The 20,220-nt window shown below is 58.8% G+C and carries 23 protein-coding genes; 19 read left to right on the top strand and 4 right to left on the bottom strand.

The window, feature by feature from the left end; all coding sequences use genetic code 11:
• Positions 1–7 precede the first annotated feature (7 nt).
• Together AAC060_RS04485 and AAC060_RS04490 are read left to right on the top strand one after the other, a co-directional pair.
• Positions 8–400 (top strand): DUF983 domain-containing protein, encoded by a 393-nt coding sequence (locus AAC060_RS04485; RefSeq protein WP_339823331.1) that lies wholly within the window; start codon positions 8–10, stop codon positions 398–400.
• The gene (locus AAC060_RS04490) at positions 397–981 is read left to right on the top strand and encodes an SURF1 family protein (RefSeq protein ID WP_339823334.1); all 585 of its coding nucleotides are present in this window, start codon (positions 397–399) and stop codon (positions 979–981) included. Before AAC060_RS04485 ends, AAC060_RS04490 begins: the two co-directional genes overlap by 4 nt.
• A 10-nt stretch (positions 982–991) precedes the next feature.
• Here the strand turns inward: AAC060_RS04490 and AAC060_RS04495 are convergent, their stop codons facing one another.
• A complete protein-coding gene (locus tag AAC060_RS04495) occupies positions 992–1,447 on the bottom strand; it encodes an SRPBCC family protein (protein ID WP_339823335.1) in 456 nt (151 codons plus the stop codon).
• Positions 1,448–1,496: 49 nt separating this feature from the next.
• On the opposite strand from AAC060_RS04495, the gene AAC060_RS04500 reads away from it, so the two are divergent.
• The 8 genes from AAC060_RS04500 (at position 1,497) to AAC060_RS04535 (ending at position 7,305) form a co-directional block, all read left to right on the top strand.
• Positions 1,497–1,847: a helix-turn-helix domain-containing protein gene (locus AAC060_RS04500; RefSeq protein ID WP_339823339.1), complete on the top strand. Its 351-nt coding sequence runs from the start codon at positions 1,497–1,499 to the stop codon at positions 1,845–1,847.
• A 41-nt stretch (positions 1,848–1,888) separates the two neighbouring features.
• Positions 1,889–3,292 (top strand): threonine synthase, encoded by a 1,404-nt coding sequence (gene thrC, locus AAC060_RS04505; protein ID WP_339823342.1) that lies wholly within the window; start codon positions 1,889–1,891, stop codon positions 3,290–3,292.
• Entirely contained in the window at positions 3,285–4,169 is an 885-nt protein-coding gene (locus tag AAC060_RS04510; RefSeq protein WP_339823345.1) for a class I SAM-dependent methyltransferase, read from the top strand. Before thrC ends, AAC060_RS04510 begins: the two co-directional genes overlap by 8 nt.
• A 36-nt stretch (positions 4,170–4,205) precedes the next feature.
• Positions 4,206–4,577 (top strand): dihydroneopterin aldolase, encoded by a 372-nt coding sequence (locus AAC060_RS04515; RefSeq protein WP_339823348.1) that lies wholly within the window; start codon positions 4,206–4,208, stop codon positions 4,575–4,577.
• Positions 4,574–5,341, top strand: a complete 768-nt coding sequence (locus AAC060_RS04520) for an SDR family oxidoreductase (RefSeq protein ID WP_339823350.1) — start codon at positions 4,574–4,576, stop codon at positions 5,339–5,341. Before AAC060_RS04515 ends, AAC060_RS04520 begins: the two co-directional genes overlap by 4 nt.
• Positions 5,342–5,465: 124 nt before the next feature.
• On the top strand, positions 5,466–6,047 hold the full coding sequence (locus tag AAC060_RS04525) for a fasciclin domain-containing protein (RefSeq protein ID WP_339823352.1): 582 nt from the start codon (positions 5,466–5,468) through the stop codon (positions 6,045–6,047).
• A 177-nt stretch (positions 6,048–6,224) separates the two neighbouring features.
• Positions 6,225–6,794, top strand: coding sequence for a fasciclin domain-containing protein (locus tag AAC060_RS04530; protein ID WP_339823355.1), 570 nt, complete (start codon positions 6,225–6,227; stop codon positions 6,792–6,794).
• Between the two features lie 100 nt (positions 6,795–6,894).
• A complete protein-coding gene (locus tag AAC060_RS04535) occupies positions 6,895–7,305 on the top strand; it encodes an EVE domain-containing protein (RefSeq protein WP_339823357.1) in 411 nt (136 codons plus the stop codon).
• A 34-nt stretch (positions 7,306–7,339) separates the two neighbouring features.
• On the opposite strand, the gene AAC060_RS04540 is transcribed toward AAC060_RS04535, so the two are convergent.
• Positions 7,340–7,513, bottom strand: a complete 174-nt coding sequence (locus tag AAC060_RS04540; protein WP_335653157.1) for a hypothetical protein — start codon at positions 7,511–7,513, stop codon at positions 7,340–7,342.
• 201 nt (positions 7,514–7,714) lie between these two features.
• On the opposite strand from AAC060_RS04540, the gene AAC060_RS04545 reads away from it, so the two are divergent.
• A complete protein-coding gene (locus AAC060_RS04545) occupies positions 7,715–8,167 on the top strand; it encodes a response regulator (RefSeq protein ID WP_339823359.1) in 453 nt (150 codons plus the stop codon).
• A gap of 85 nt (positions 8,168–8,252) precedes the next feature.
• On the opposite strand, the gene AAC060_RS04550 is transcribed toward AAC060_RS04545, so the two are convergent.
• Both AAC060_RS04550 and AAC060_RS04555 read right to left on the bottom strand, forming a co-directional pair.
• Entirely contained in the window at positions 8,253–9,902 is a 1,650-nt protein-coding gene (locus AAC060_RS04550; protein ID WP_339823362.1) for a thiamine pyrophosphate-binding protein, read from the bottom strand.
• 195 nt (positions 9,903–10,097) lie between these two features.
• Positions 10,098–11,531, bottom strand: a complete 1,434-nt coding sequence (locus AAC060_RS04555; RefSeq protein WP_339823365.1) for an NAD-dependent succinate-semialdehyde dehydrogenase — start codon at positions 11,529–11,531, stop codon at positions 10,098–10,100.
• A gap of 86 nt (positions 11,532–11,617) precedes the next feature.
• Between AAC060_RS04555 and AAC060_RS04560 the strand changes: the two genes are divergently transcribed.
• From AAC060_RS04560 to gspG, 8 genes are all read left to right on the top strand, one after another.
• Positions 11,618–12,538 (top strand): SMP-30/gluconolactonase/LRE family protein, encoded by a 921-nt coding sequence (locus AAC060_RS04560; RefSeq protein ID WP_339823368.1) that lies wholly within the window; start codon positions 11,618–11,620, stop codon positions 12,536–12,538.
• Between the two features lie 9 nt (positions 12,539–12,547).
• Positions 12,548–13,246, top strand: a complete 699-nt coding sequence (locus AAC060_RS04565) for a VIT family protein (protein WP_339823369.1) — start codon at positions 12,548–12,550, stop codon at positions 13,244–13,246.
• Complete coding sequence (locus tag AAC060_RS04570) at positions 13,243–13,890, top strand: HAD-IA family hydrolase (protein ID WP_339823371.1); 648 nt, start codon at positions 13,243–13,245, stop codon at positions 13,888–13,890. Before AAC060_RS04565 ends, AAC060_RS04570 begins: the two co-directional genes overlap by 4 nt.
• Before the next feature lie 140 nt (positions 13,891–14,030).
• The gene (locus AAC060_RS04575; protein ID WP_339823373.1) at positions 14,031–14,807 is read left to right on the top strand and encodes a type II secretion system protein N; all 777 of its coding nucleotides are present in this window, start codon (positions 14,031–14,033) and stop codon (positions 14,805–14,807) included.
• Positions 14,807–16,960 (top strand): type II secretion system secretin GspD, encoded by a 2,154-nt coding sequence (gene gspD / locus AAC060_RS04580; protein WP_339823375.1) that lies wholly within the window; start codon positions 14,807–14,809, stop codon positions 16,958–16,960. Before AAC060_RS04575 ends, gspD begins: the two co-directional genes overlap by 1 nt.
• A 56-nt stretch (positions 16,961–17,016) precedes the next feature.
• Positions 17,017–18,507, top strand: a complete 1,491-nt coding sequence (gene gspE / locus AAC060_RS04585) for a type II secretion system ATPase GspE (RefSeq protein ID WP_339823795.1) — start codon at positions 17,017–17,019, stop codon at positions 18,505–18,507.
• A complete protein-coding gene (gspF, locus tag AAC060_RS04590; protein WP_339823376.1) occupies positions 18,500–19,723 on the top strand; it encodes a type II secretion system inner membrane protein GspF in 1,224 nt (407 codons plus the stop codon). The genes gspE and gspF overlap by 8 nt, the downstream gene beginning before the upstream one ends.
• Positions 19,724–19,743: 20 nt before the next feature.
• Complete coding sequence (gspG, locus tag AAC060_RS04595) at positions 19,744–20,217, top strand: type II secretion system major pseudopilin GspG (protein ID WP_339823377.1); 474 nt, start codon at positions 19,744–19,746, stop codon at positions 20,215–20,217.
• The last annotated feature ends 3 nt before the right edge of the window (positions 20,218–20,220 follow it).

Below are 20,220 nucleotides of genomic sequence, written 5' to 3' on the forward strand. Positions count from 1 at the left end.
CAGTGTGTTGACCGAAAACAAAAATATAAAAGGGCAGCCGGATGTTCTTCCCGCTGCCCTTTTTGGTCTTTGCCCCCATTGCGGGCAAAAGACGCTCTTTGCCAATGCGATAAAATTCTCCGACAAATGCCGGAGCTGCGGTCTGGACTTCAGCCAGTATAATGTGGGTGACGGCCCGGCCGCTTTCCTGACACTGATTGTCGGCGCGATCATCCTCGGTCTGGCTTTGGCGGTCGAGGCCAATTTCCATCCCCCCTTCTGGGTACATCTATTGCTCTGGGTGCCGCTGACTGTCGGCGCAGTTGTCGGTGCGCTGCGGGTATCAAAGGCGATCCTGCTGATATTGGAACATCGCAACCAGGCCCGCGAAGGCAGCATCGACACGCGCGACGGCGAATGACGAAGCGTCTGCCGATATTGGGGACAATCCTCGTCCTGATCGCTGTGGCAACTATGGTCGGTCTCGGCATCTGGCAGTTACAGCGCGCGCAATGGAAGAACGACCTGCTGGCGACCTATGCCGCAGCATCCGATATGCCGGCTATTTCCTATCCCGCCGTGCCAAGCGCCGAAGACGCGCCCTATTTTCGTAAATCCACCGTCAATTGTCTCGCCGTCACCGGATGGCGTTCTACCAGTGGCCGCAATGCATCCGGTCAATCGGGCTGGGCCCATATTGCCCAGTGCCGCACCGCCGGTGCCGAGGGCCCGGGCGCGCAGGTGGTTGCCGGCTGGTCCAGCCGTCCGGATGATCCGGACTGGCAGGGCGGCGTCGTCGACGGGATCATCGCGCCGGACAGCCAGTATATCATCCGTCTGGTGGCGAGCGAACCGGTGGCCGGACTGCAGAAAAGCCAGCCGCCAGCTCTGGAAGATGTTCCGAACAATCACCTGTCTTATGCGGTCCAGTGGTTCCTCTTTGCCGCGATCGCGCTGATTATCTTTTTGCTCGCCCTGCGCGGTCGCAACAGGGTCAAGTGATACAGGCCGGCTATTTGTAAAAGCCTTCGCGCAAATTTATCCCGTGCTCGACCCACATTTTGAGCGCGCACAGCATCTGCGTCCATCCGGAACAATTGCCATAGGAGGTTTTCAGACCGGCTTCGGTCGGTCGCCAGCCGCCTTCGGAAATCGTAACCAGCGTCCGGTTGTCTTCCAGCGCCTCGAAAGTCATTGTGGCTGCGACCTTGTAGCCTGCGTCCCCCGATGCGTCGCCCGCCTCCCACAGGATGGAAATTTTCTCGTTCGGAATGACTTCGGTGACCTCGACCGGAAACGCGCCGGGAAAATCATGAAAGTCCCACATCACGGTCGCCCCGGTCTCGAGACGACCCTGCGCGCCGCCGGTAGTGAAATAGCCCGACAATTGTTCCGGATTGGCCACGGCTTCGAACACTTCCGCGACGGGTCTGGAAATACGGGCGGCAACTTTGAATTTCAGATCCACGGTGATTCTCCCTTGAAATGCCGTCCGATATATGTTATAAAAAAGTAACATGTCAACCAGCGAAATATATGACGAGGTGTTCAAGGCCCTTGCGTCCAAAGTCCGTCGCCAGATTCTGGACGATTTGCGCGATCAGCCGCTGACCACGGGGGCGCTCTGCGTGCATTTTCCGGAACTGGACCGCTGCACCGTGATGCAACATCTCAAGGTGCTGGTGAAGGCGGACCTGGTCATTCCGCAACAGAAGGGGCGAGAGCGCTGGAACCATCTCAATCCTCTGCCTATCCATGCCATCCACGAACGCTGGATCGGGCCACATGCCGCCAATGCGGTCGAGCGGCTCGGCACGCTTAAAATGCAGCTTGAGAAGGGTGCGATAAAGCGTCCGGTCAAAGCATAGTTCTTGCCCTGATCGGGCGCTGCCGCTAACCCGCTCGCACCATGGAATATATCTCTACCAGAGGCGCAGCGGCGCCATTGAATTTCGAACAAGTAACCCTGGCCGGACTGGCTGGCGACGGCGGACTCTATGTACCGGAATCCTGGCCTTCGTTCAGCGCCGCCGAGATCGCAGGAATGGCGGGGCTTTCCTATGTCGAAACCGCGGTTCGCGTGATGCTGCCGTTCGTCGGCGATGCGCTCGACGAAGCGGAATTGCGGGATATTTGCGAACAGGCCTATGGCCGCTTCTCCCATGCGGCGGTGACACCGCTGGTACAGCTCGACGGGCGGCAATGGCTGCTCGAACTGTTTCACGGCCCGACACTGGCGTTCAAGGACGTCGCGCTGCAATTGCTCGGCCTGTTGTTCGAGAAATTTCTCGCCCGGCAGGACAAGCATCTGACGGTCGTGGGCGCCACTTCCGGAGATACCGGTTCGGCCGCGATCGATGCGCTGGCTGGCCGGGACAAGGTCGATATCTTCATGATCCATCCCGATGGCCGGATATCGGATGTCCAGCGCCGGCAGATGACCACGGTCCTTGCGCCGAATGTCTATAATATCGCGATCGACGGCAGTTTCGATGATGCCCAGGCGATGGTGAAACGGATGTTCGCGGATCAGGAAGTGACCAACCGCTTCTCGATCTCGGCGGTCAACTCGATCAACTGGGCGCGGCTGATGGCGCAGGTCGTCTATTATTTTTACGCGGCCAGCCAGTTGGGCGCGCCGCATCGCAAGATCGCTTTCTCGGTGCCGACGGGCAATTTCGGCGATGTCTTTGCCGGCTATGTCGCGTCGAAAATGGGATTGCCGATCGAGCGGCTGATCGTGGCGACCAACGTCAATGATATCCTCCACCGTGCGCTAAGCGCAGGGGACTATTCCACCGGGACCGTGACTCCTACAGCGGCACCTTCGATGGATATTCAGGTCAGCAGCAATTTCGAACGTCTGTTGTTCGATCTGGAAGGCCGTGACGGCGTCAAGACGGCCGCCCGCATGGCGGCTTTCGAACAGAGCCATAATATGCAGCTGGAACCCGCCATGCGGGAAAAAGCAGCCTCTATTTTCACCAGCTACCGCGTCGATCCGGACGATATGTCGCTGGCGATGCGCTGGGCGCAGGACAGCGCCGGTCATGTCATCGATCCGCATAGCGCGATCGGTCTGTCGGCGGCGCAACATGTCGATCTCGATCCATCGGTGCCCGTGGTCACGCTGGCAACTGCCCATCCGGCGAAATTCCGCGATGCCGTCGAACGGGCCACCGGTATCCGTCCGATATTGCCGCGCCGCGTTGGCGATCTGTTTGACCGGGAAGAAAAATATACCAAGCTGCCGGGCACATATGATGCGGTGAAGCAATTCGTTATGTCCAACGCCACGCCGACCGATGGCTGAATCCAGCACCGCCCCGATATTGATGATCAGCGAGCCGCGCAGCGACTATGCGCTGGTCGATTCCGGCCATGGCCGCAAGCTCGAGCGTTACGGGAAATATCATTTCATCCGTCCGGAACCGCAAGCGATGTGGGCTCCGGCCAATGATGACTGGCAAGCCGATGGTGAATTTATTCCCGCATCCGACGAGGATGGCGGTGGTCGCTGGCATCTGAACGCCAATGTCCCGGAAGAGGGCTGGCAGATGGAGTGGGAAGAAGTCAGCTTCACCGCCCAGTGCACACCGTTCCGCCATCTCGCCTATTTTCCGGACATGGATCCGGTGTGGCGCTGGTTCCGCGGTAATTTGCAGAATGTTGAATCGCCGCAGATGATGAATCTCTTCGGCTATACCGGGGTCGGGACGCTGGCACTATCGGCAGCCGGGGCCAATCTGGTGCACGTCGATGCGTCGAAGAAATCGGTGACCGCAGCACGCGACAATGCCGCCCTTTCGGGGATGACCGATCGTCCGATCCGCTGGATCATCGACGATGCCGCCAAATTTGCCGCTCGCGAAGTGCGGCGCGAACGGCGTTATGACGCGATCCTGATGGATCCGCCAAAATATGGTCGCGGTCCGGATGGCGAAATCTGGCGACTGGAAGAACATCTGGCCGGGCTGGTCGAGGATTGCGGAAAGCTGCTCGATGGCGACAGTCGCTGTATGTTCCTGACCGTCTATGCCGTGCGCATGTCGGCGCTGGCGCTCGGTTCGCTGCTCAACGAAAAACTCGCCCATCTCGGCGGCACCGTCGAGGTCGGTGAACTGGCGGTTCGCGAAGAGGCGCGGGGATTGCTGCTGCCGACGGCGATTTTCGCTCGCTGGTCCGCCTGACTTGCCATTTAACCGGAACAAGATCAGAGACTATCTATGACAGACACATTGCTATTGGAAGTCAACGATCTCGACGTTGACGTGCTCACCGGGATCTATTCCGAAGAAACCCATTTGCCGCAGCCGCTGCGCATCTCGATTGCGGCGGAGCTGAAGATACAGGAACGCTATGAAGCGGACACCCCGCTCGAACGGTCCAAAAATTACATGGACCTCAAACATGCCGCGACCGACGCGCTGCCGGAGGGCGTGCATTTCAAGCTGATCGAGGCGGTTGCGGATCATATCGTCGAGACGCTGTTCCTGCAGGACAAGAATATCCTCCGGGTCACCGTCAAGATCGTCAAATTGCTGATCTCCGAAAAGGGAGAGCAGATCGGCATTACGCTTAGCCGGGGCCGGAAATGACCAGACCGCTAGCGCTGGTCACCGGCGGCGTGAAGCGGGTTGGTGCGGCGATTGCCGCGCGCCTGGCCGAGGCCGGCTATGCGCTGGCGCTGCATGGCAATAGTGATGCCACGCCCGAAGAGGGATTGGCAAAGAAACTCGTGGAAACGGGCTGTAAATGGTCCGGTTTCCAGCAGGATTTTCTCGATGACGGCGCTGCCGAAGCTCTGATGGACGAGATCGTCGACCATTTCGGCCGGACGCCGGATCTCATCGTCAACAGCGCCTCGATTTTTGGCCAGGATGATGCCGAAGCCATTGGCGAAAAGGCTCTGCGAGACCATTTCCGGGTCAACAGCCTTGTGCCGATGTTGTTGACGACCGCGCTCCACCATCGACGGCCTGCAGGCAGCGACCGGGCCTGTGTCATCCATATTCTCGACCAGCGCATCCGCAATCCCAACCGGGACCAATTGAGCTACACGCTTTCCAAACAGGCCCTGGCCGGTTCCGTGCGTTCGCTGGCGGTCGCATGTGCCGACAAGCTTCGCGTCAACGGGCTGGCTCCCGGACTGACGCTGACGGCGGGGGAATATGGCGAAGACCAGCTGGCCAATATCACCGCGATGATGCCGCTCGACCGGCTGCCCGATCTGGATGATATCGCCGATGGCGTCCTCTATCTGGCCGGTGCGAAAGCCGTCACCGGGCAGATTGTCTATATCGATGGCGGCGCCAGTCTGAAGAGCTTCGACCGCGATTTTGTCCATCTCGGCAAGGACTGAGACACGTGATACGCCCGAAAGGACAGGTTTGAACCGGTCCTGATCTAGCCCATATCTTGCATATTCGAAGACCGGTCGTTCTTGCGACCGGAATAGATGACCATGCAATTTTGAAAGGCTTATCATGCGTATTTCCCCCAAAATGATTCTGACCACCACTGTTGTCGTCGCTCTGGCGGCTTGCTCGACCGAAGCGCCAAAGGCTGCGGTTGATGAAAGCTCCGCCGATGCGATGATGGACTCCGAAGCGACCGCTGAACCGGGCACAATCGTCGATGTTGCCATCGGCAATGACGATTTCTCTACCCTTGTAGCGGCTGTGACCGCTGCTGATCTCGGCGCGACATTGAGCGGCGCAGGGCCATTCACCGTCTTTGCCCCGACCAACGATGCTTTTGCCAAGGTCGACCAGGACACGTTGAGCGCGCTTTTGACCCCCGAAAAGAAAGCCGACCTGACCGCGCTTCTGACCTATCATGTGGTCGCCGGTAAACTGACCGCGGCAGGCGTCGTAAAGGCCATCACCGATGGCGGCGGGACAGCGACGCTGACCACCGTACAGGGCGCAGAGCTGAAAGCCTCTCTGGATGGTGAATCGGTGATTCTGGAAGACGCGGCGGGCGGCAAATCGACCGTGATCCTGACCGATGTCGAAGCATCCAACGGCGTGATTCACGCGATCGATACGGTTGTCATGCCGGGATAGTTTTCATCCCCCGAACTAGGATGGACTGGAAAAGGTCTCGCCGAGTGGCGGGGCCTTTTCTATTAGGAATATTGAGGGTTTCATTCTTGGGCGTGGGGGCGTAGTTCGCGCCTACGGATTTCATCAGCTGTTCCCCGCATAGTGCGGGCGACAGCGTGATTACAAGAAAGGAAATTCATGTTTCAAGCCCCCAAAATTATTCTAGCGTCTGCCCTGTTGGCGATGCTGCCTGCATGTTCTTCGGAATTGAGCAAAGAAGAACAGGAAATTCTCGATACGCGTCTCGCTGATGAACATAAACCGACCAATCTGATCGCCGTTCTGCAGGCCAATCCCGACCTCAGCACCGCAAGCACATTGATCGGCCTGTCCGGCGTTGGTGCCGACCTCGATGGTGATAGTAATTTCACCGCATTTGCTGCGCCCAACGAAGTGTATAACAAGATGGATGCGGAACGGCTGAGCGAGCTGATGCATTCCGATAACAAGGATGAACTGGCCAGTATCACCAAATATAATCTGGTCGAAGGCAGCATGACTGCTGCTGACATCGCCAAGGCGATTACAGATGGCGGCGGAACCGCGGATATCGCCACTTTGGAAGGCACCAAAATCAAAGCCTCGATGGACGGCGACAAGATCGTTCTCGAAGATGGTGCCGGTAACAAAGCGACTGTAACCGAGGCCGACGTGAAATCGACCAACGGAACGCTGCACATCATCGACAATCTGCTGATGCCAAAATAAATTTGGATATCGAAAAACAGGAAAGGCCTCGCAGGATTGCGGGGCCTTTTTTGTTTGTGCGCTGTCGGCTACAATCCGGTCCTCACCGAAGGAGCAAAACATGCCGCAATATTGGTTGATGAAGTCGGAGCCGGATGAATATGGCTGGGACCATCTGGTCGCGGAGGACGAAGGCACCTGGGACGGGGTGAAAAACGCGCAGGCCTCGAACAATATGAAGGCCATGAAAAAGGGCGATCAGGCCTTTTTCTATCATTCCCGCCAGGGTCTGGACGTGGTCGGCATCATGGAAATATCCGAAGAACATAGCCCAGATGTCAGCACCGATCCCGAACGCTGGGTAGTGGTCAAGGTGAAGCCGGTGCGGAAACTGGCCAAGCCGGTACCGCTCAAGGAAATGAAACAGAACCCCGAACTCAAGGATCTCGCGATCATCCGCCAGTCGCGACTGTCGGTCGCGCCAGTCACACAGGCCGAGTGGGACGCAATTTTGGCGATGAGCGAAGCCTAGCTACTCCACCCGCTATAGTAGCGGGCGAAGGGGACTAGCCCGCCAATATCGTCGCCGCGGTTTCTTCAATCGTGCCGGCCACCAGCAGCGGCGAACCTCCGACCATCCCGACTTTGGTCTGACCATCGGCATCGGTGCGCAGCCACGCGATATTCTCGACAACGACCATGTAATTGCCGCCGTGCGATTTCAGTAAAACGAATTTCATGTGGGTGTCTCCAGACCCCCTCGCTATGCGCGGCAAACCTCTTTTTATCGTTAACGTCGGGCGGGATATTCGTGCGCGATTCCCCCGTGTTCCGCCGTTTTTCAAGATAGTTTTAGATGCTATGGTTAATAGATCGTCGCAATCGCCGTATGTTTATACAACTGCTCAAGCAACCTGCTTGGCAAGGAGAGAGAGAACGTCATGCTAGGAGCTATTAGAACGCTTATCGTCGATGATTCGTCAACATTGAGAGCAATGCTCGATGTCGTGATAAGCAACCATCGGGATTTTCGTCCGCCAAAACATGCGGCGGATGCGATGCAGGCGATCGAAATCCTGGAAGAACGGTTGTTCGATCTGGTATTGCTCGACATTAATATGCCCGGCATGGACGGACTGCAATTGCTCGACCATATTGTGTCCAATGAACTGGCGCGGGTGATGATCGTTTCGGCATCGTCGGTGCGGGGGTCCGAAATCAGGATCGACGCGCTTAACAGAGGTGCCATCGCCTGTTTTGACAAGGCCAATTGCATTCGGGAAGCCGACAGGCTCGTCGGGCTTATTCGCAAAATTGTGGCCGGGAATTATCAAACGGCGCTAAGTTCGGAAGTCATGGACAAGGCCATGGGCCGGGTTGTCGAGAAGGCATAGCCGATATCGATGCGGTACGGGCGAGTATAGCGGAAGGCGTTCCGGTTGAATTCGATTGTCGGTGATTGAGAATGAGTGGGCTATTTCAGCGTTTTCTGAGCCCACTCACCGTCGCACCGGCAGCCGTCAAATATTCCACATCGGTTTTCAGGTGCAGCAACCGTAATCCGTTCCGTTGCATCGCATCGGCCAAGGCGGGCGCGAATGCGTCGGTATTCTCTACGGTTGCGCTCCATCCGCCATAAGCCTCTGCCAGCTTTGCGAAGTCCGGATTTTTGAGTGATGTTGCCGACAGCCTTGCCGGATATTCACGTTCCTGATGCAGACGGATGGTACCGAAGCTGCCATTGTCGATCACCAGCACCAGCAAATTGGCATCATATTGTATCGCGGTGGCCAGTTCCTGACCGTTCATCATGAAATCGCCGTCGCCTGCGATCACCACCGTTACGCGGTCGGGGAAGCGCAGGGCAGCAGCCACGGATGCGGGGACACCATAGCCCATCGCGCCGCTGGTCGGAGCAAGCTGGCTCGGGAAAGCGCCATATTTCCAGTAGCGGTGCCACCAGCCGGAAAAATTGCCAGCGCCGTTACAGATGATCGCATCGGCGGGAAGTTGCTGCTGCATCGCGGCAACGCACTGGCCGAGGTCCAGTTTCGCAGCCGTAGGTTGTGGCGTGGACCAGGCGAGATAATCGTCATGCGCGGCCTTGCCGGCGTCAAAGCTCAGCAGATCATCTTCCCACAGGGCGACCTGTTCGGCGAATTCATCCATCTCCGCGCAGATCGGAAGGTCGATGCGATAGACATGGTTGAGCTCGTCCGGATCGGGATGGACATGGACCAATATCTGGTCGGGATGGTCGGGGGTGACCAGTGTATAGCCATCGGTGGTGGCCTCGCCCAGCCGCGCGCCGACGGCCAATATCAGATCGGCATCCTTGATCCGCTGGGTCAGCTTCGGATTGGGGCCATAGCCGAGATTGCCGGCATAGACCGGACTTTCGTTCGGGAAATTATCCTGCCGCCGGAACGCGACTGCCACAGGAAGCCCGATGCGCTCGGCATATTGGGCAAAATAATATTTGGCTTTTTCGCTCCAGCCAGCGCCGCCGATAATCGCGATCGGATCGGTGGCATCGCGCAGCATGTCGGTGAGCGTGGTCATCGCGTCGGGGCAGAGCGGCTGGGCCGGGGCGATGACCTTGGGCCGGTCGAGTGCCTCGACGGTATCGCGCAACATATCCTCGGGCAGGGCAAGCACCACCGGACCGGGTCGTCCGGAACTCGCCGTATCAAAGGCCCGTGCGATATATTCCGGAATCCGGGCAGCATTGTCGATCCGTGCCGCCCATTTGGCGAGCGGAGTAAACATCGCGGTGAAATCGACTTCCTGAAAGCCCTCGCGGTCGCGGTCATCGCGGGCAACATCGCCGATAAACAGGATCATCGGCGTCGAGTCCTGCATTGCGGTATGGACACCGATGCTGGCATTGGTCGCCCCGGGGCCGCGTGTGACGAAGGCAATGCCGGGCGCGCCGGTCATCTTGCCATCGGCCTCGGCCATGAAGGCGGCGCTGCCGTCCTGCCGCGTCGCAACGGTCTGGATCGTGCCGCAGTCGTGCAGTGCGTCGAGAACCGAGAGAAAACTCTCGCCGGGAACGGTGAAGATACGCTCGGTGCCCTGGATGACCAGTTGATCGACCAAAATCTGCGCGCCGGTGCGGTTCTTCATATCAATATTCCTTCAACCTTCCCGCGAAAGCGGGAATATCCCTCATTCTTCAAATATCGTCGCATAGTTATCACGCGAAGCCGCGAAGACACGAAGAATTTTCGTCTTGCCCCAACCTCTTTGCGCCTTCGCGGCTTCGCGTGACAAAATAGAAATACATGTTCCGCATGCGCGGAAGTGAGTAGATTATTTTGTTCAGGCCTGATGGATCGCTTTGGTCACCATATAGGCTTTCAGTCCGTCGGGTCCGTCTTCCGATCCGTGGCCACTTTCCTTGACCCCGCCAAAAGGTGCATCGCCGGGGCTGACGGTCAGATTGTTTATCGCGACCATGCCCGCCTCGATTTTGTCGCCGACCATATTGGCCGTGTGCAGATTATTGGTGAAAGCGTAAGCGGCCAGACCGAGCGGCAGGCGGTTGGCCTGATCTATTGCTTCGTCGAGCGTGTCGAAGGGTCGCAGCACCGCGACCGGGCCGAACGGCTCGTCGTTCATGATATTGGCGTCGAGCGGGACGTGGGACAGCACGGTGGGGTCAAAGAAAAATCCCTTGTCGCCGCGCCGTTCGCCGCCCAGCCGGACATCGGCACCCTTGGTCCGCGCGTCGTCAATCATCGCGCCCATGGCGCTTGGACGACGGGGATTGGCGAGCGGCCCCATATCAACGGCATCAAAGCCGTCGCCGACGCTGATCTTTTGTGCGCGTTCGGTGAAGGCCTTTTCAAAGCGGTCATAGATACCCGACTGGACATAGAAACGGGTCGGCGAGACGCAGACCTGACCGGCGTTGCGGAATTTTCCGGTTACAACCAGATCGAGCGTCTTTTCCAGATCGCAGTCATCGAAAACCAGCACCGGTGCGTGTCCGCCCAGTTCCATGGTCGTGCGCTTCATGCCTTCGGCAGCCAGTTTCATCAGATGTTTGCCGACCGGAACCGATCCGGTGAAGCTGATCTTGCGGATGACCGGCGAGGCAATGAGATGGCTCGAAACTTCGGCCGGATCGCCAAAGACGACTTGTGCGACGCCGGAGGGCAAGCCGGCATCGACGAGACAACGGATCATCTCGATCGGACTGGCCGGGGTTTCTTCTGCCGGTTTGAGAATGATCGAGCAGCCGGCGGCTATCGCAGGCGCGAGTTTGCGTACCGGGGTGAAGACAGGGAAATTCCACGGACTGAATGCTGCTACCGGCCCGACGGGCTGATATTTCACGAAACTGTTCTGGCCTGCCGGGCGCACGAGAACACGGCCATAGCAACGCTTGGCTTCTTCGGCCATGATATCGAAATGGCTGGCGGAAGCGGTGACTTCGCCGATCGCCTGGGCCAGCGGCTTGCCTTGCTCGTAGGTCATCAGGCGGCCGATTTCCGGTGCCCGCTCGCGCATCAGGTCTGCCGCCTTGTGCAATATCACGGCGCGCTCGGCCACCGATGTGTCGCGCCAGACCGGAAAGGCGCGGTCGGCTGCGTCGAGCGCCCGGTCGAGATCGGCTTTGGTCGCCTTGGGCAGATCGGAAATGGCTTCACCCGTCGCCGGATTGACGACCTGATGGACCTCGCGATCCTCGCCATCGATCCATTCGCCATCAATGTGGAGTTGCAATTTTTTGGGATATGCGTTGGACATAGTTGCTCCTGAAACTGTCTCTCTTGGCACTAGACTTGTCGTTTAATTCCCGCAATGACTGTAACAAAATTCGAGAGGAAAAAGTCATGGAGATAGTCACCGAAGGTCTGCGCTTTCCCGAGGGGCCGATTGCGATGCCGGATGGCAGCGTCATTTTGGTCGAAATCGAGGCCCAGCAGCTCACCCGTATATTGCCCGACGGCACCAAGAAGCTGGTCGCGAAAACCGGCGGCGGTCCCAATGGCGCGGCCATGGGGCCGGATGGCAAAATCTATGTCTGCAACAATGGCGGCTTCGAATATCGGGAAGAAAACGGTTTCCTGACCCCGGCCGGTATTGCCAAGGATTATGTCGGCGGCAGCATCCAGCGGGTCGACCCCGATACCGGCGAAGTCGAAACCCTCTATAATGACGGCGATTTCGGCTGCATCCTGCGCGGGCCCAATGATATCCAGTTCGACGCCCATGGCGGCTTCTGGTTCACCGATCATGGCAAGACCGACTATGCGAAGCGCTGTCACGATATCGTCGGGATTTTCTATGCCAAGGCCGACGGCAGCCATCTGGAAGAAGTGATCTTTCCTTCGAATAATCCCAATGGTATCGGCATTTCACCGGACGGGAACACGCTCTACGCCGCGGAAACCTTCACCTGCAGGCTGATGAAATTCAACATTACCGCCCCCGGCAAGGTCGCACCCGACGCAGGCCCCGGTGGTCCCGGCATTCCGCTCTACCGCCCCTCCGGCTATAAATTTTTCGACAGTCTGGCGATGGAGGAATGCGGCAATATCTGCGTTGCGACGATTGGCGAGTGCGGGATCAGCGTTGTCTCTCCCGAGGGCGAGCTGGTCGAATTTGTTCCGACGCCGGATATCTTCACCACCAATATCTGCTTCGGCGGGGACGATATGATGGATGCATGGATATGTCTGTCGGGAAGCGGAAAGCTCGCCAAGACCCGCTGGAAACGCCCGGGTCTGAAACTGGAATATTTGAACAAATAGGAATCCATCTTGGCAATAGTGCATAATGAAAAACACCGGCTTGACCGGGTAGGCTGGCTGCGCGCTGCCGTATTGGGGGCCAATGACGGGATTGTCTCGACCGCCAGTCTGGTCGTCGGGGTGGCCGCCGCCGCCACCTCGCAGGAGACGATCTTGCTCACCGCATTCGCCGGGCTGGTGGCCGGGGCGATGTCGATGGCTGCGGGCGAATATGTCTCGGTCAGTTCGCAGGCCGATAGCGAGAAGGCGGAGCGGGCCAAGGAAGCCTGGGAGCTGGAGAACCAGCCCAGGGCCGAGCGGCTGGAGCTTATATCGATTTACAAGAATCGCGGATTGACCGCCGATCTTGCCGAGAAGGTTGCCGACCAGCTCACCGCGCATGATGCTCTGGGCACGCATTTGCGCGACGAGCTTGGCTTGACCAAGCATTTCTCTGCCAAGCCTTTACAGGCCGCCGCTGCTTCCGCTCTGGCATTTGCAGCCGGGGCGATCCTGCCCGTCATTCTTGCGGCGCTGTTCAGCGGACAGATGTTGATCTGGATTGTGTCCGGCACAGCCTTGTTGTTGCTTGCCGCGCTGGGAGCCGTCGGAGCCATACTTGGTGGCGCGCCGATGTTGCGGCCTGTGGTTCGCGTGACTTTCTGGGGGGCAGCTGCGATGGCTGCCACCGCCGCCATCGGATCAATTTTTGGAGCAGTTGTTGCATGACATATAAGACCGTAATTTTTGACTTTGGCGGCGTGATCACATCGTCCCCCTTTGAAGCGTTCAACCGGCTGGAGGCGGAAAAGGGTGTGCCGAAAGACAGCGTGCGCCAGATCAACAGCGCCAATCCCGATCACAATGCATGGGCCCGCTTTGAGCGCGCGGAAATCGACGGCGCCGGCTTTGACGAGGCTTTTGCTGAGGAAGCACGCGCGATTGGCATAGAATTGCGTGGCGCCGATGTGCTGGCGCGACTGGCCGGTGATGTGCGTCCGCGGATGGTGGCAACGCTCGACCGTCTGAAAGCCGAAGGGCTGACGATTTCCTGCATCACCAATAATGTACCGGCCGGCAAGGGTGCGGGCATGGCTATGGACGATGAGAAAGCCGCCGCGGTGCAAGCTGTCATGCAGCGCTTCGACCATATTATCGAGAGCAGCAAGGCGGGTATCCGCAAACCCGATCCGCGGATTTACCAGATGATGTGCGAGGCGCTGGATGTCGAGCCGGCACAATGTATCTATCTCGATGATCTCGGGATCAACTGCAAACCGGCAGCAGCGCTCGGCATGGCAGCAATCAAGGTGTCGGCCGAGCAGCAGGCACTCGACGATCTTGGCACTCTGCTGGACATGCGATTGCCCTAATGCTTTGTGGCTGTTCGGTTTAACCTGTAATATTTATGTCATCAATGAGTCGTCGAATGGTCGTGGAATCGCTATAGCGCGACGGGATTGCAAGGTTGCGGGGATTCGTGGGAAACAGCTTTTCGGACAGATTTGGCAACTTGGCCCGCTGGTATAACCAGAGGGGTCCTTATCCTGTTCTGTTCGCCATATTGGCTGTTCTGCTTCTGGTTCAGGCAGTTCGCCTGATCTGGCTGGTGCTGACCCCGCTGGGCCCTGTCGGCGACTATCGCGCCAATGATGTGCAAATCCTGTCACCGCAATCGCGTCTGACCCTGTTCAGCAGCTTCGATCCGTTTTTCCGCAGCGATGCGGCACAGAGCGCCAATGTGGTGACGTCGTTGCAACTGACGCTCTTTGGCATCCGGATGAACGAGGCCTCGGGACTGGGTTCGGCCATTCTGGCGGGACCGGACGGGGTGCAGACAAATTATGTCGTGGGCGAAGAAATTATGTCCGGTGTCACGCTGAGCAGCGTTGAGTTCGACCATGTGATCATCGATCGGGGCGGGGTTCGCGAAAGCCTGTATCTCGACCAGTCGATACCGGCGCAAACGGTGGGCACGGACGATCCGGTTGCGCCTGCGTCCCTGACCACAGGCGGCAATGAAATTCCCGGTGTCGCATCGCTGGCACCGCGCAACGATCAGGGCCGGGTGACCGGCATCGTAATGTCTCCCCTGGGAGATGGCGCTCAGTTCAACAGCGCCGGTTTTCGCAACGGCGATATCATCGTGTCGATCAACGGCAATCCGGTCGGTTCGACCGGCGATATCGAAGCGTTGAAAAGTCAAATCCGGCCGGGCACGCGCCTGTCGGTCGAAGTAGAGCGCGGAGCCGATACAGTTCCGATAGCAGTCAATCTGGGAGCCCCTTAATGCGTAGCTTTTTCACCCGGATCATGGCGGTCCTTGCGCTTTGTGCGAGCCTGTCGGCTGCGCCCGCGTCGGCCCAGCATACGCTCAATGTCCGCGATGCCGACATTCGCGCTTTCGTACAGGACGCGGCAAAGGTCACTGGCCGTACCTTCATTCTCGACAGCCGGGTGCAGGGCAAGGTTTCGGTGGTCACCGACCGTCCGCTCAGCCGTTCGGAATATTTCGAGATATTTCTCTCTACCCTGCGCGCCAATAATCTGGTCGCGATTCCGACGACCCGTGGTGCCTATCGCATCCAGCCCGCCGATGGCGCGGCTTCGCAGCCGACCCGGATCGGTTCGCGTGGCGCCGAGGGCAACCAGATGGTGACCGAGGTCGTCCGGCTCAAATCGATTGTTGCGTCCGAGGCGCTGGAAACATTGCGACCATTGGTCAGCAAGCAGGGCTCGATTACCGCCAACCGCAACGCCAACAGTCTGGTCATCGTCGACTATGCCGACAATATCAGGCGGATTCGCAGTCTGGTCGGAGAGATAGACCGCGACAGCGCCGCGAGCACGATCATCACTCTGAAGAACGCCGGTGCCCGCGAAATCGCAACCTCGCTGCAGGCGCTGGCTGCACAGGGCGGTGGCGAAGGCCTGCGCGCGCCGGTGACCGTTGTGCCGATCGACAGCAGCAACAGCGTCGCTCTGCGCGGTGATCCCGGTGCGGTGACGCGCTTTGCGCAAATGGCACGGGAACTGGACAAAGGCGCGGAATCGGGAACCGAGATACGGGTCCACCGGCTGGACTATGCCAATGCCGAGCATCTTTTGCCGGTGATCGAGAGCCTGCTGGGAAACAAAGGGACAAGCGGCGGTTCGGCGACGGTTACGCCAGCTGGCGGCGGTGAAGGCGCGGCAGCACCGGCTGCTGTCAGCAACGGCGGCAATGGCATTGCCAGCCGTGGTCCGTCGATCGTAACCCGTCTGGAAGGAACCAACGCGATCATTGTCGCTGCCAATCCCGACGTCCAGCGGATGATCGGCGAAGTGATCCGCCAGCTGGATACGCGGCAGGAGCAGGTGGTGGTCGAAGCGATCATCGTCGAGATTTCGGAGTCTCTGGCTCGCGAACTGGGCGTGCAATGGCTGGTCGGCGGCGAGAATGTACCCTTTGCCGTGACCAATTTCTCCAATGCCTCGCCCAATATTGTCGACGTTGCCGGCGGATTGCTCGCCGACCAGTTTGACACGACCACGACCACGACCACCGATACTGCGACAACGGTGACGACAAACAGCTCGGTCGGCGATGCATTGCGGCAGAATGCGGCGGATTCTGTACTTGCTGCACGTGGCGGTTTTGGCGGCTTTGCTACCAGCCTGGGGGGTAGCGCCATATTGGGCGCGATCATCAATGCGATCCAGTCGGACACCGACAGCAACGTGCTGTCGACGCCTTCGCTGACCGTGAACAACAACCTCAAGGGCAGTATCTTGTTCGGACAGGAAATTCCGGTGTCGACCGGTGAAGCGCTGTCCGGCAATTTCGACAATGCGTTTCGCACGATCCAGCGGCAGAATGTCGGGATCGAGCTGGAAGTGACCCCGCAGATCAATGCCGGCAACGAGGTGCGGATGGAATTACGCCAGCAGGTCAGCTCGATCGCCGGTCCGGTTTCCGACGATTTCAACGAGCTGATCATCAACAAACGCGAAATCAACACCACGGTCACGGTCGGCAATGGCGAGATTATCGCGCTCGGCGGTCTGCTCGACGACAATGAACGGCGCACGATCCAGAAAATCCCGTTTCTCGGTGATATTCCAGTCATCGGAGAATTGTTCAAATCGCGCGGCCGATCGCGGGTCAAAACCAATTTGATGGTCTTCATTCGCCCGACGATCCTGAAAGATCCGAACGATGCACGGCGTTTCTCGAGTGCGCGCTATGGGTATATCCGTGATCGCCAGCTTGCCCGCACTCCGGACGAGGAGCCGTCGATTGACGCTCTGGTACGCGATTATCTCGGCACCGTGCCGCCGTCGGCCGAAACGCGTCCGGATGACCAGATCATTTATGCCCCGGGCGAAATGCCTGCGGTCAGGGACAGCGGCATGATCGAGCAGGCTCCTTTGCCAGCGAGCGGGACCAGCGGGAAGCGATGATGAAGATCGCTCGGGGAACAGAAGCGGTGGTCTCCGAAGCGGATGGCGGGGCGCTTATGTCGGTGGCTATCAAGGACCTGCCTTATGCTTATGCCCGCGATCATGGTCTGCTGATACAGGATCGCAGCGGTGAACGGCTGTCGCTCGCGATGCGCGAGGGTTCCGATCCGTCTGCCTTGCTCGAGGTGCGCCGTTATCTGGCGATGCCCTTTGACGTGGAACGGGTCGACGGTCCGGCGTTCGAGAAATTGCTCAGCGCCCATTATGCGATGGACGGCTCTGCTGCCGCCATGGCCGGTGATATGGCGCTGGCGGGCGAGGGGCTGGATGATATTGCCGGCGATATTCCGAGCGCCGAGGATCTGCTCGACAGCGCCGATGATGCGCCGACGATCCGGCTGATCAACGGGATTATCGCCGAAGCCGCGAGGCAGGGCGCTTCGGACATTCATATCGAACCCTATGAGACGGGTCTGGTGGTGCGGATGCGGGTCGATGGCGTGCTGACTGAAAAACTGCGTATGCCGCCGCATGTTGCCGGTGTGATCGTCAACCGTATCAAGGTGATGGCGCGGCTCGATATAGCCGAACGCCGGATTCCGCAGGATGGCCGGATCAGCCTGACGCTGGGTGGGAAATTACTCGATGTGCGTGTTTCGACGCTGCCGAACCGGGCCAGCGAACGGGTCGTGATGCGGATTCTCGACAAGGAAAGCGCAGGGATATCGCTCGATCTGCTTGGCATGTCGCCAAGCACCCACGCGATCCTGACCGATGCGCTTTCGGAACCCAATGGTATCATCCTGGTCACTGGCCCAACCGGATCGGGCAAGACCACCACGCTTTATGCCGGGCTCAAGCAGCTCAACGACGGCAGCCGCAATATCCTGACCGTCGAGGATCCGGTCGAATATGCGATCGAGGGCATTGGCCAGACGCAGGTGAACGCGAAGGTAGGCCTGACCTTTGCCGCCGGTCTGCGCGCCATCCTGCGGCAAGACCCCGACGTCGTGATGATCGGCGAGATACGCGACCGCGAGACAGCGGAGATTGCGGTGCAGGCCAGCCTCACCGGCCATCTCGTGCTCTCGACAGTGCACACCAATGACGCGGTCGGAGCAATTACCAGAATGCGCGACATGAAGGTGGAGCCGTTTCTGCTCGCCTCGACCTTGCGCGCGGTTATCGCCCAGCGTCTTGTCCGCCAGCTATGTGAGCATTGTCGTACGCCGTTTCCAGTTGATGGCAGCCTGGCCTCACTGCTCGGTTTCGACAATGGCACGGTAGTTTACCGCGAGACCGGCTGCGAACATTGCAACCAGACCGGCTTTCAAGGACGCATTGGCGTGTTCGAGGCGATCCGCATCGACGACACGTTGCGCAAGCTGATCAACGACGGTGGCGACGAGGCCGCGATCAGTGCCCATGCGTTCCGTAACCAGCCGCATCTGGGCGTCGCCGCGAGAGCGCTTGTCCGCGAAGGACTGACCACGGCCGAAGAGGCAATCCGCATCTCCAGGCGCGAAAGCGAAGCGGTCGATGCCTGAATTTGCCTATACCGCAATCGACCCCAAGGGCCGGGAGAAGACCGGGCGGCTGGCCGCCGCCAGCGATGATGCTGCGCGGGCGAAGCTGACCGAGCGCAATTTCTATGTCGTCAAGATGGAGGCGGCGCAGGGCAAGAAGGGCAAGCAGGCCAAGGAATCTGCCGGACTGTTCGGTCCGAAAAAGCTGACAACAAAAGAACTCACATTATTCACGCGGCAATTATCCTCGCTGGTGCAAGTCAGCCCGCTCGAGGAAGCGCTGCGGCTGATCGGCAACCAGAATGAAAAACCGCATGTGCAGCAGCGGATTGGGACGGTGCACGGCGGGGTGATCGAGGGGCAGCGATTGTCGGAGGCCATGCGGCGCGAACCGAAAAGCTTTCCGCCGCTCTACCGGGCGATGATCGCCGCCGGGGAAAGCTCCGGCACTTTGCCCGATATTACCGAAAGACTGGCGGACTTGCTCGAGCGACAGGCCGAATTGCGCGGAAAATTGATCGGCACATTGGCCTATCCGGCGGTGCTGGCTCTGGTCTCGGTCGTCGTCGTCGCGCTACTGATGATCGCGGTTGTGCCCAAGGTGGTCGAGCAGTTTGACGATGTGAACCAGCAACTACCGATGGTGACGCGGCTCGTCATCGGGATTTCCAGCTTTCTTGCGGACTGGTGGTGGGCGATTGCTATTGTGATCGGACTGGCCTTGTTGCTCGGATGGCGTGCGCTCAAGGAACCGCAACTCAAATATCGCTTTGACGGTTTCCTGCTGCGCCTGCCATTTGTCGGCCGTTTGCTGCGCGATTTGCACGCGGCGCGTCTGGCGCGGACCCTGTCGACCATGGTGGCCAGCCGCCTGCCGATTATCGAGGGATTGCGGCTGACCACCGAAACGATCCACAACAGCGTGCTGCGTAAGGCTTCGGAAGATATGGTGGAAGCGATAAGAGGCGGCGGCAGCCTGTCGACGGCGCTCAAAAATACCGGCGTGTTTCCGCCGATGCTGGTCTATATGACCTCCAGCGGCGAAGCATCGGGGCAGCTGGACGACATGCTGGCGCGGGCGGCGGGTTATCTGGAACGGGAATTTGACAATTTCAGCTCAACCGCCTTGTCCTTGCTCGAACCAATCATCATTGTGGCGCTCGGCGGACTGGTCGCGGTGGTGATATTGGCGATATTATTACCGATCCTGCAGCTTCAGAATCTTGCCGGACTATAGGGCCGGAAAAAGGAATGATCATGACGACAGAAATTGAAAACCCAGAAACGGCTTCGGCTCCGGAAGGCAAAAAGCAGAAAAAGCGCAACGGCTTCACGCTGGTCGAACTGATGGTGGTGATCTTCATCCTCGGCCTGCTGACGACGATTGTCGTGATCAATGTATTGCCCAGTCAGGACCGCGCGATGGTCCAGAAGGCGCGCGCAGATATTGCGACGCTCGGCCAGGCGCTGGAAATGTACCGGCTCGACAATCTGGCCTATCCCGGTTCGTCCGACGGGCTGCAGTCCCTGATCGCTCCTCCGGCATCGCTGGCGACTACCGCTCGCTACCGGCAGGGGGGCTATATCAAGAAACTGCCCGACGATCCGTGGGGACGGCCTTATCAATATGACAATCCGGGCCGTAATGGCCCCGGTTTTGATCTCTACTCGCTGGGTGCCGACGGCGCGCCGGGCGGCGATGATGACAATGCCGATATTTACGCTGAATAAGAA

The sequence above is a fragment of the uncultured Parasphingorhabdus sp. genome (assembly GCF_963975555.1).
Taxonomy (GTDB): Bacteria; Pseudomonadota; Alphaproteobacteria; order Sphingomonadales; family Sphingomonadaceae; genus Parasphingorhabdus.

What these genes read in the sequence shown, in the direction of transcription:
- AAC060_RS04490 (WP_339823334.1), top strand. Translation starts at nt 397, where the DNA reads ATGACGAAGCGTCTGCCGATATTGGGGACAATCCTCGTCCTGATCGCT.
- AAC060_RS04500 (WP_339823339.1), top strand. Translation starts at nt 1,497, where the DNA reads ATGTCAACCAGCGAAATATATGACGAGGTGTTCAAGGCCCTTGCGTCC.
- thrC (WP_339823342.1), top strand. Translation starts at nt 1,889, where the DNA reads ATGGAATATATCTCTACCAGAGGCGCAGCGGCGCCATTGAATTTCGAA.
- AAC060_RS04510 (WP_339823345.1), top strand. Translation starts at nt 3,285, where the DNA reads ATGGCTGAATCCAGCACCGCCCCGATATTGATGATCAGCGAGCCGCGC.
- AAC060_RS04515 (WP_339823348.1), top strand. Translation starts at nt 4,206, where the DNA reads ATGACAGACACATTGCTATTGGAAGTCAACGATCTCGACGTTGACGTG.
- AAC060_RS04520 (WP_339823350.1), top strand. Translation starts at nt 4,574, where the DNA reads ATGACCAGACCGCTAGCGCTGGTCACCGGCGGCGTGAAGCGGGTTGGT.
- AAC060_RS04525 (WP_339823352.1), top strand. Translation starts at nt 5,466, where the DNA reads ATGCGTATTTCCCCCAAAATGATTCTGACCACCACTGTTGTCGTCGCT.
- AAC060_RS04530 (WP_339823355.1), top strand. Translation starts at nt 6,225, where the DNA reads ATGTTTCAAGCCCCCAAAATTATTCTAGCGTCTGCCCTGTTGGCGATG.
- AAC060_RS04535 (WP_339823357.1), top strand. Translation starts at nt 6,895, where the DNA reads ATGCCGCAATATTGGTTGATGAAGTCGGAGCCGGATGAATATGGCTGG.
- AAC060_RS04540 (WP_335653157.1), bottom strand. Translation starts at nt 7,513, where the DNA reads ATGAAATTCGTTTTACTGAAATCGCACGGCGGCAATTACATGGTCGTT.
- AAC060_RS04545 (WP_339823359.1), top strand. Translation starts at nt 7,715, where the DNA reads ATGCTAGGAGCTATTAGAACGCTTATCGTCGATGATTCGTCAACATTG.
- AAC060_RS04550 (WP_339823362.1), bottom strand. Translation starts at nt 9,902, where the DNA reads ATGAAGAACCGCACCGGCGCGCAGATTTTGGTCGATCAACTGGTCATC.
- AAC060_RS04555 (WP_339823365.1), bottom strand. Translation starts at nt 11,531, where the DNA reads ATGTCCAACGCATATCCCAAAAAATTGCAACTCCACATTGATGGCGAA.
- AAC060_RS04560 (WP_339823368.1), top strand. Translation starts at nt 11,618, where the DNA reads ATGGAGATAGTCACCGAAGGTCTGCGCTTTCCCGAGGGGCCGATTGCG.
- AAC060_RS04570 (WP_339823371.1), top strand. Translation starts at nt 13,243, where the DNA reads ATGACATATAAGACCGTAATTTTTGACTTTGGCGGCGTGATCACATCG.
- gspD (WP_339823375.1), top strand. Translation starts at nt 14,807, where the DNA reads ATGCGTAGCTTTTTCACCCGGATCATGGCGGTCCTTGCGCTTTGTGCG.
- gspE (WP_339823795.1), top strand. Translation starts at nt 17,017, where the DNA reads ATGTCGGTGGCTATCAAGGACCTGCCTTATGCTTATGCCCGCGATCAT.
- gspF (WP_339823376.1), top strand. Translation starts at nt 18,500, where the DNA reads ATGCCTGAATTTGCCTATACCGCAATCGACCCCAAGGGCCGGGAGAAG.
- gspG (WP_339823377.1), top strand. Translation starts at nt 19,744, where the DNA reads ATGACGACAGAAATTGAAAACCCAGAAACGGCTTCGGCTCCGGAAGGC.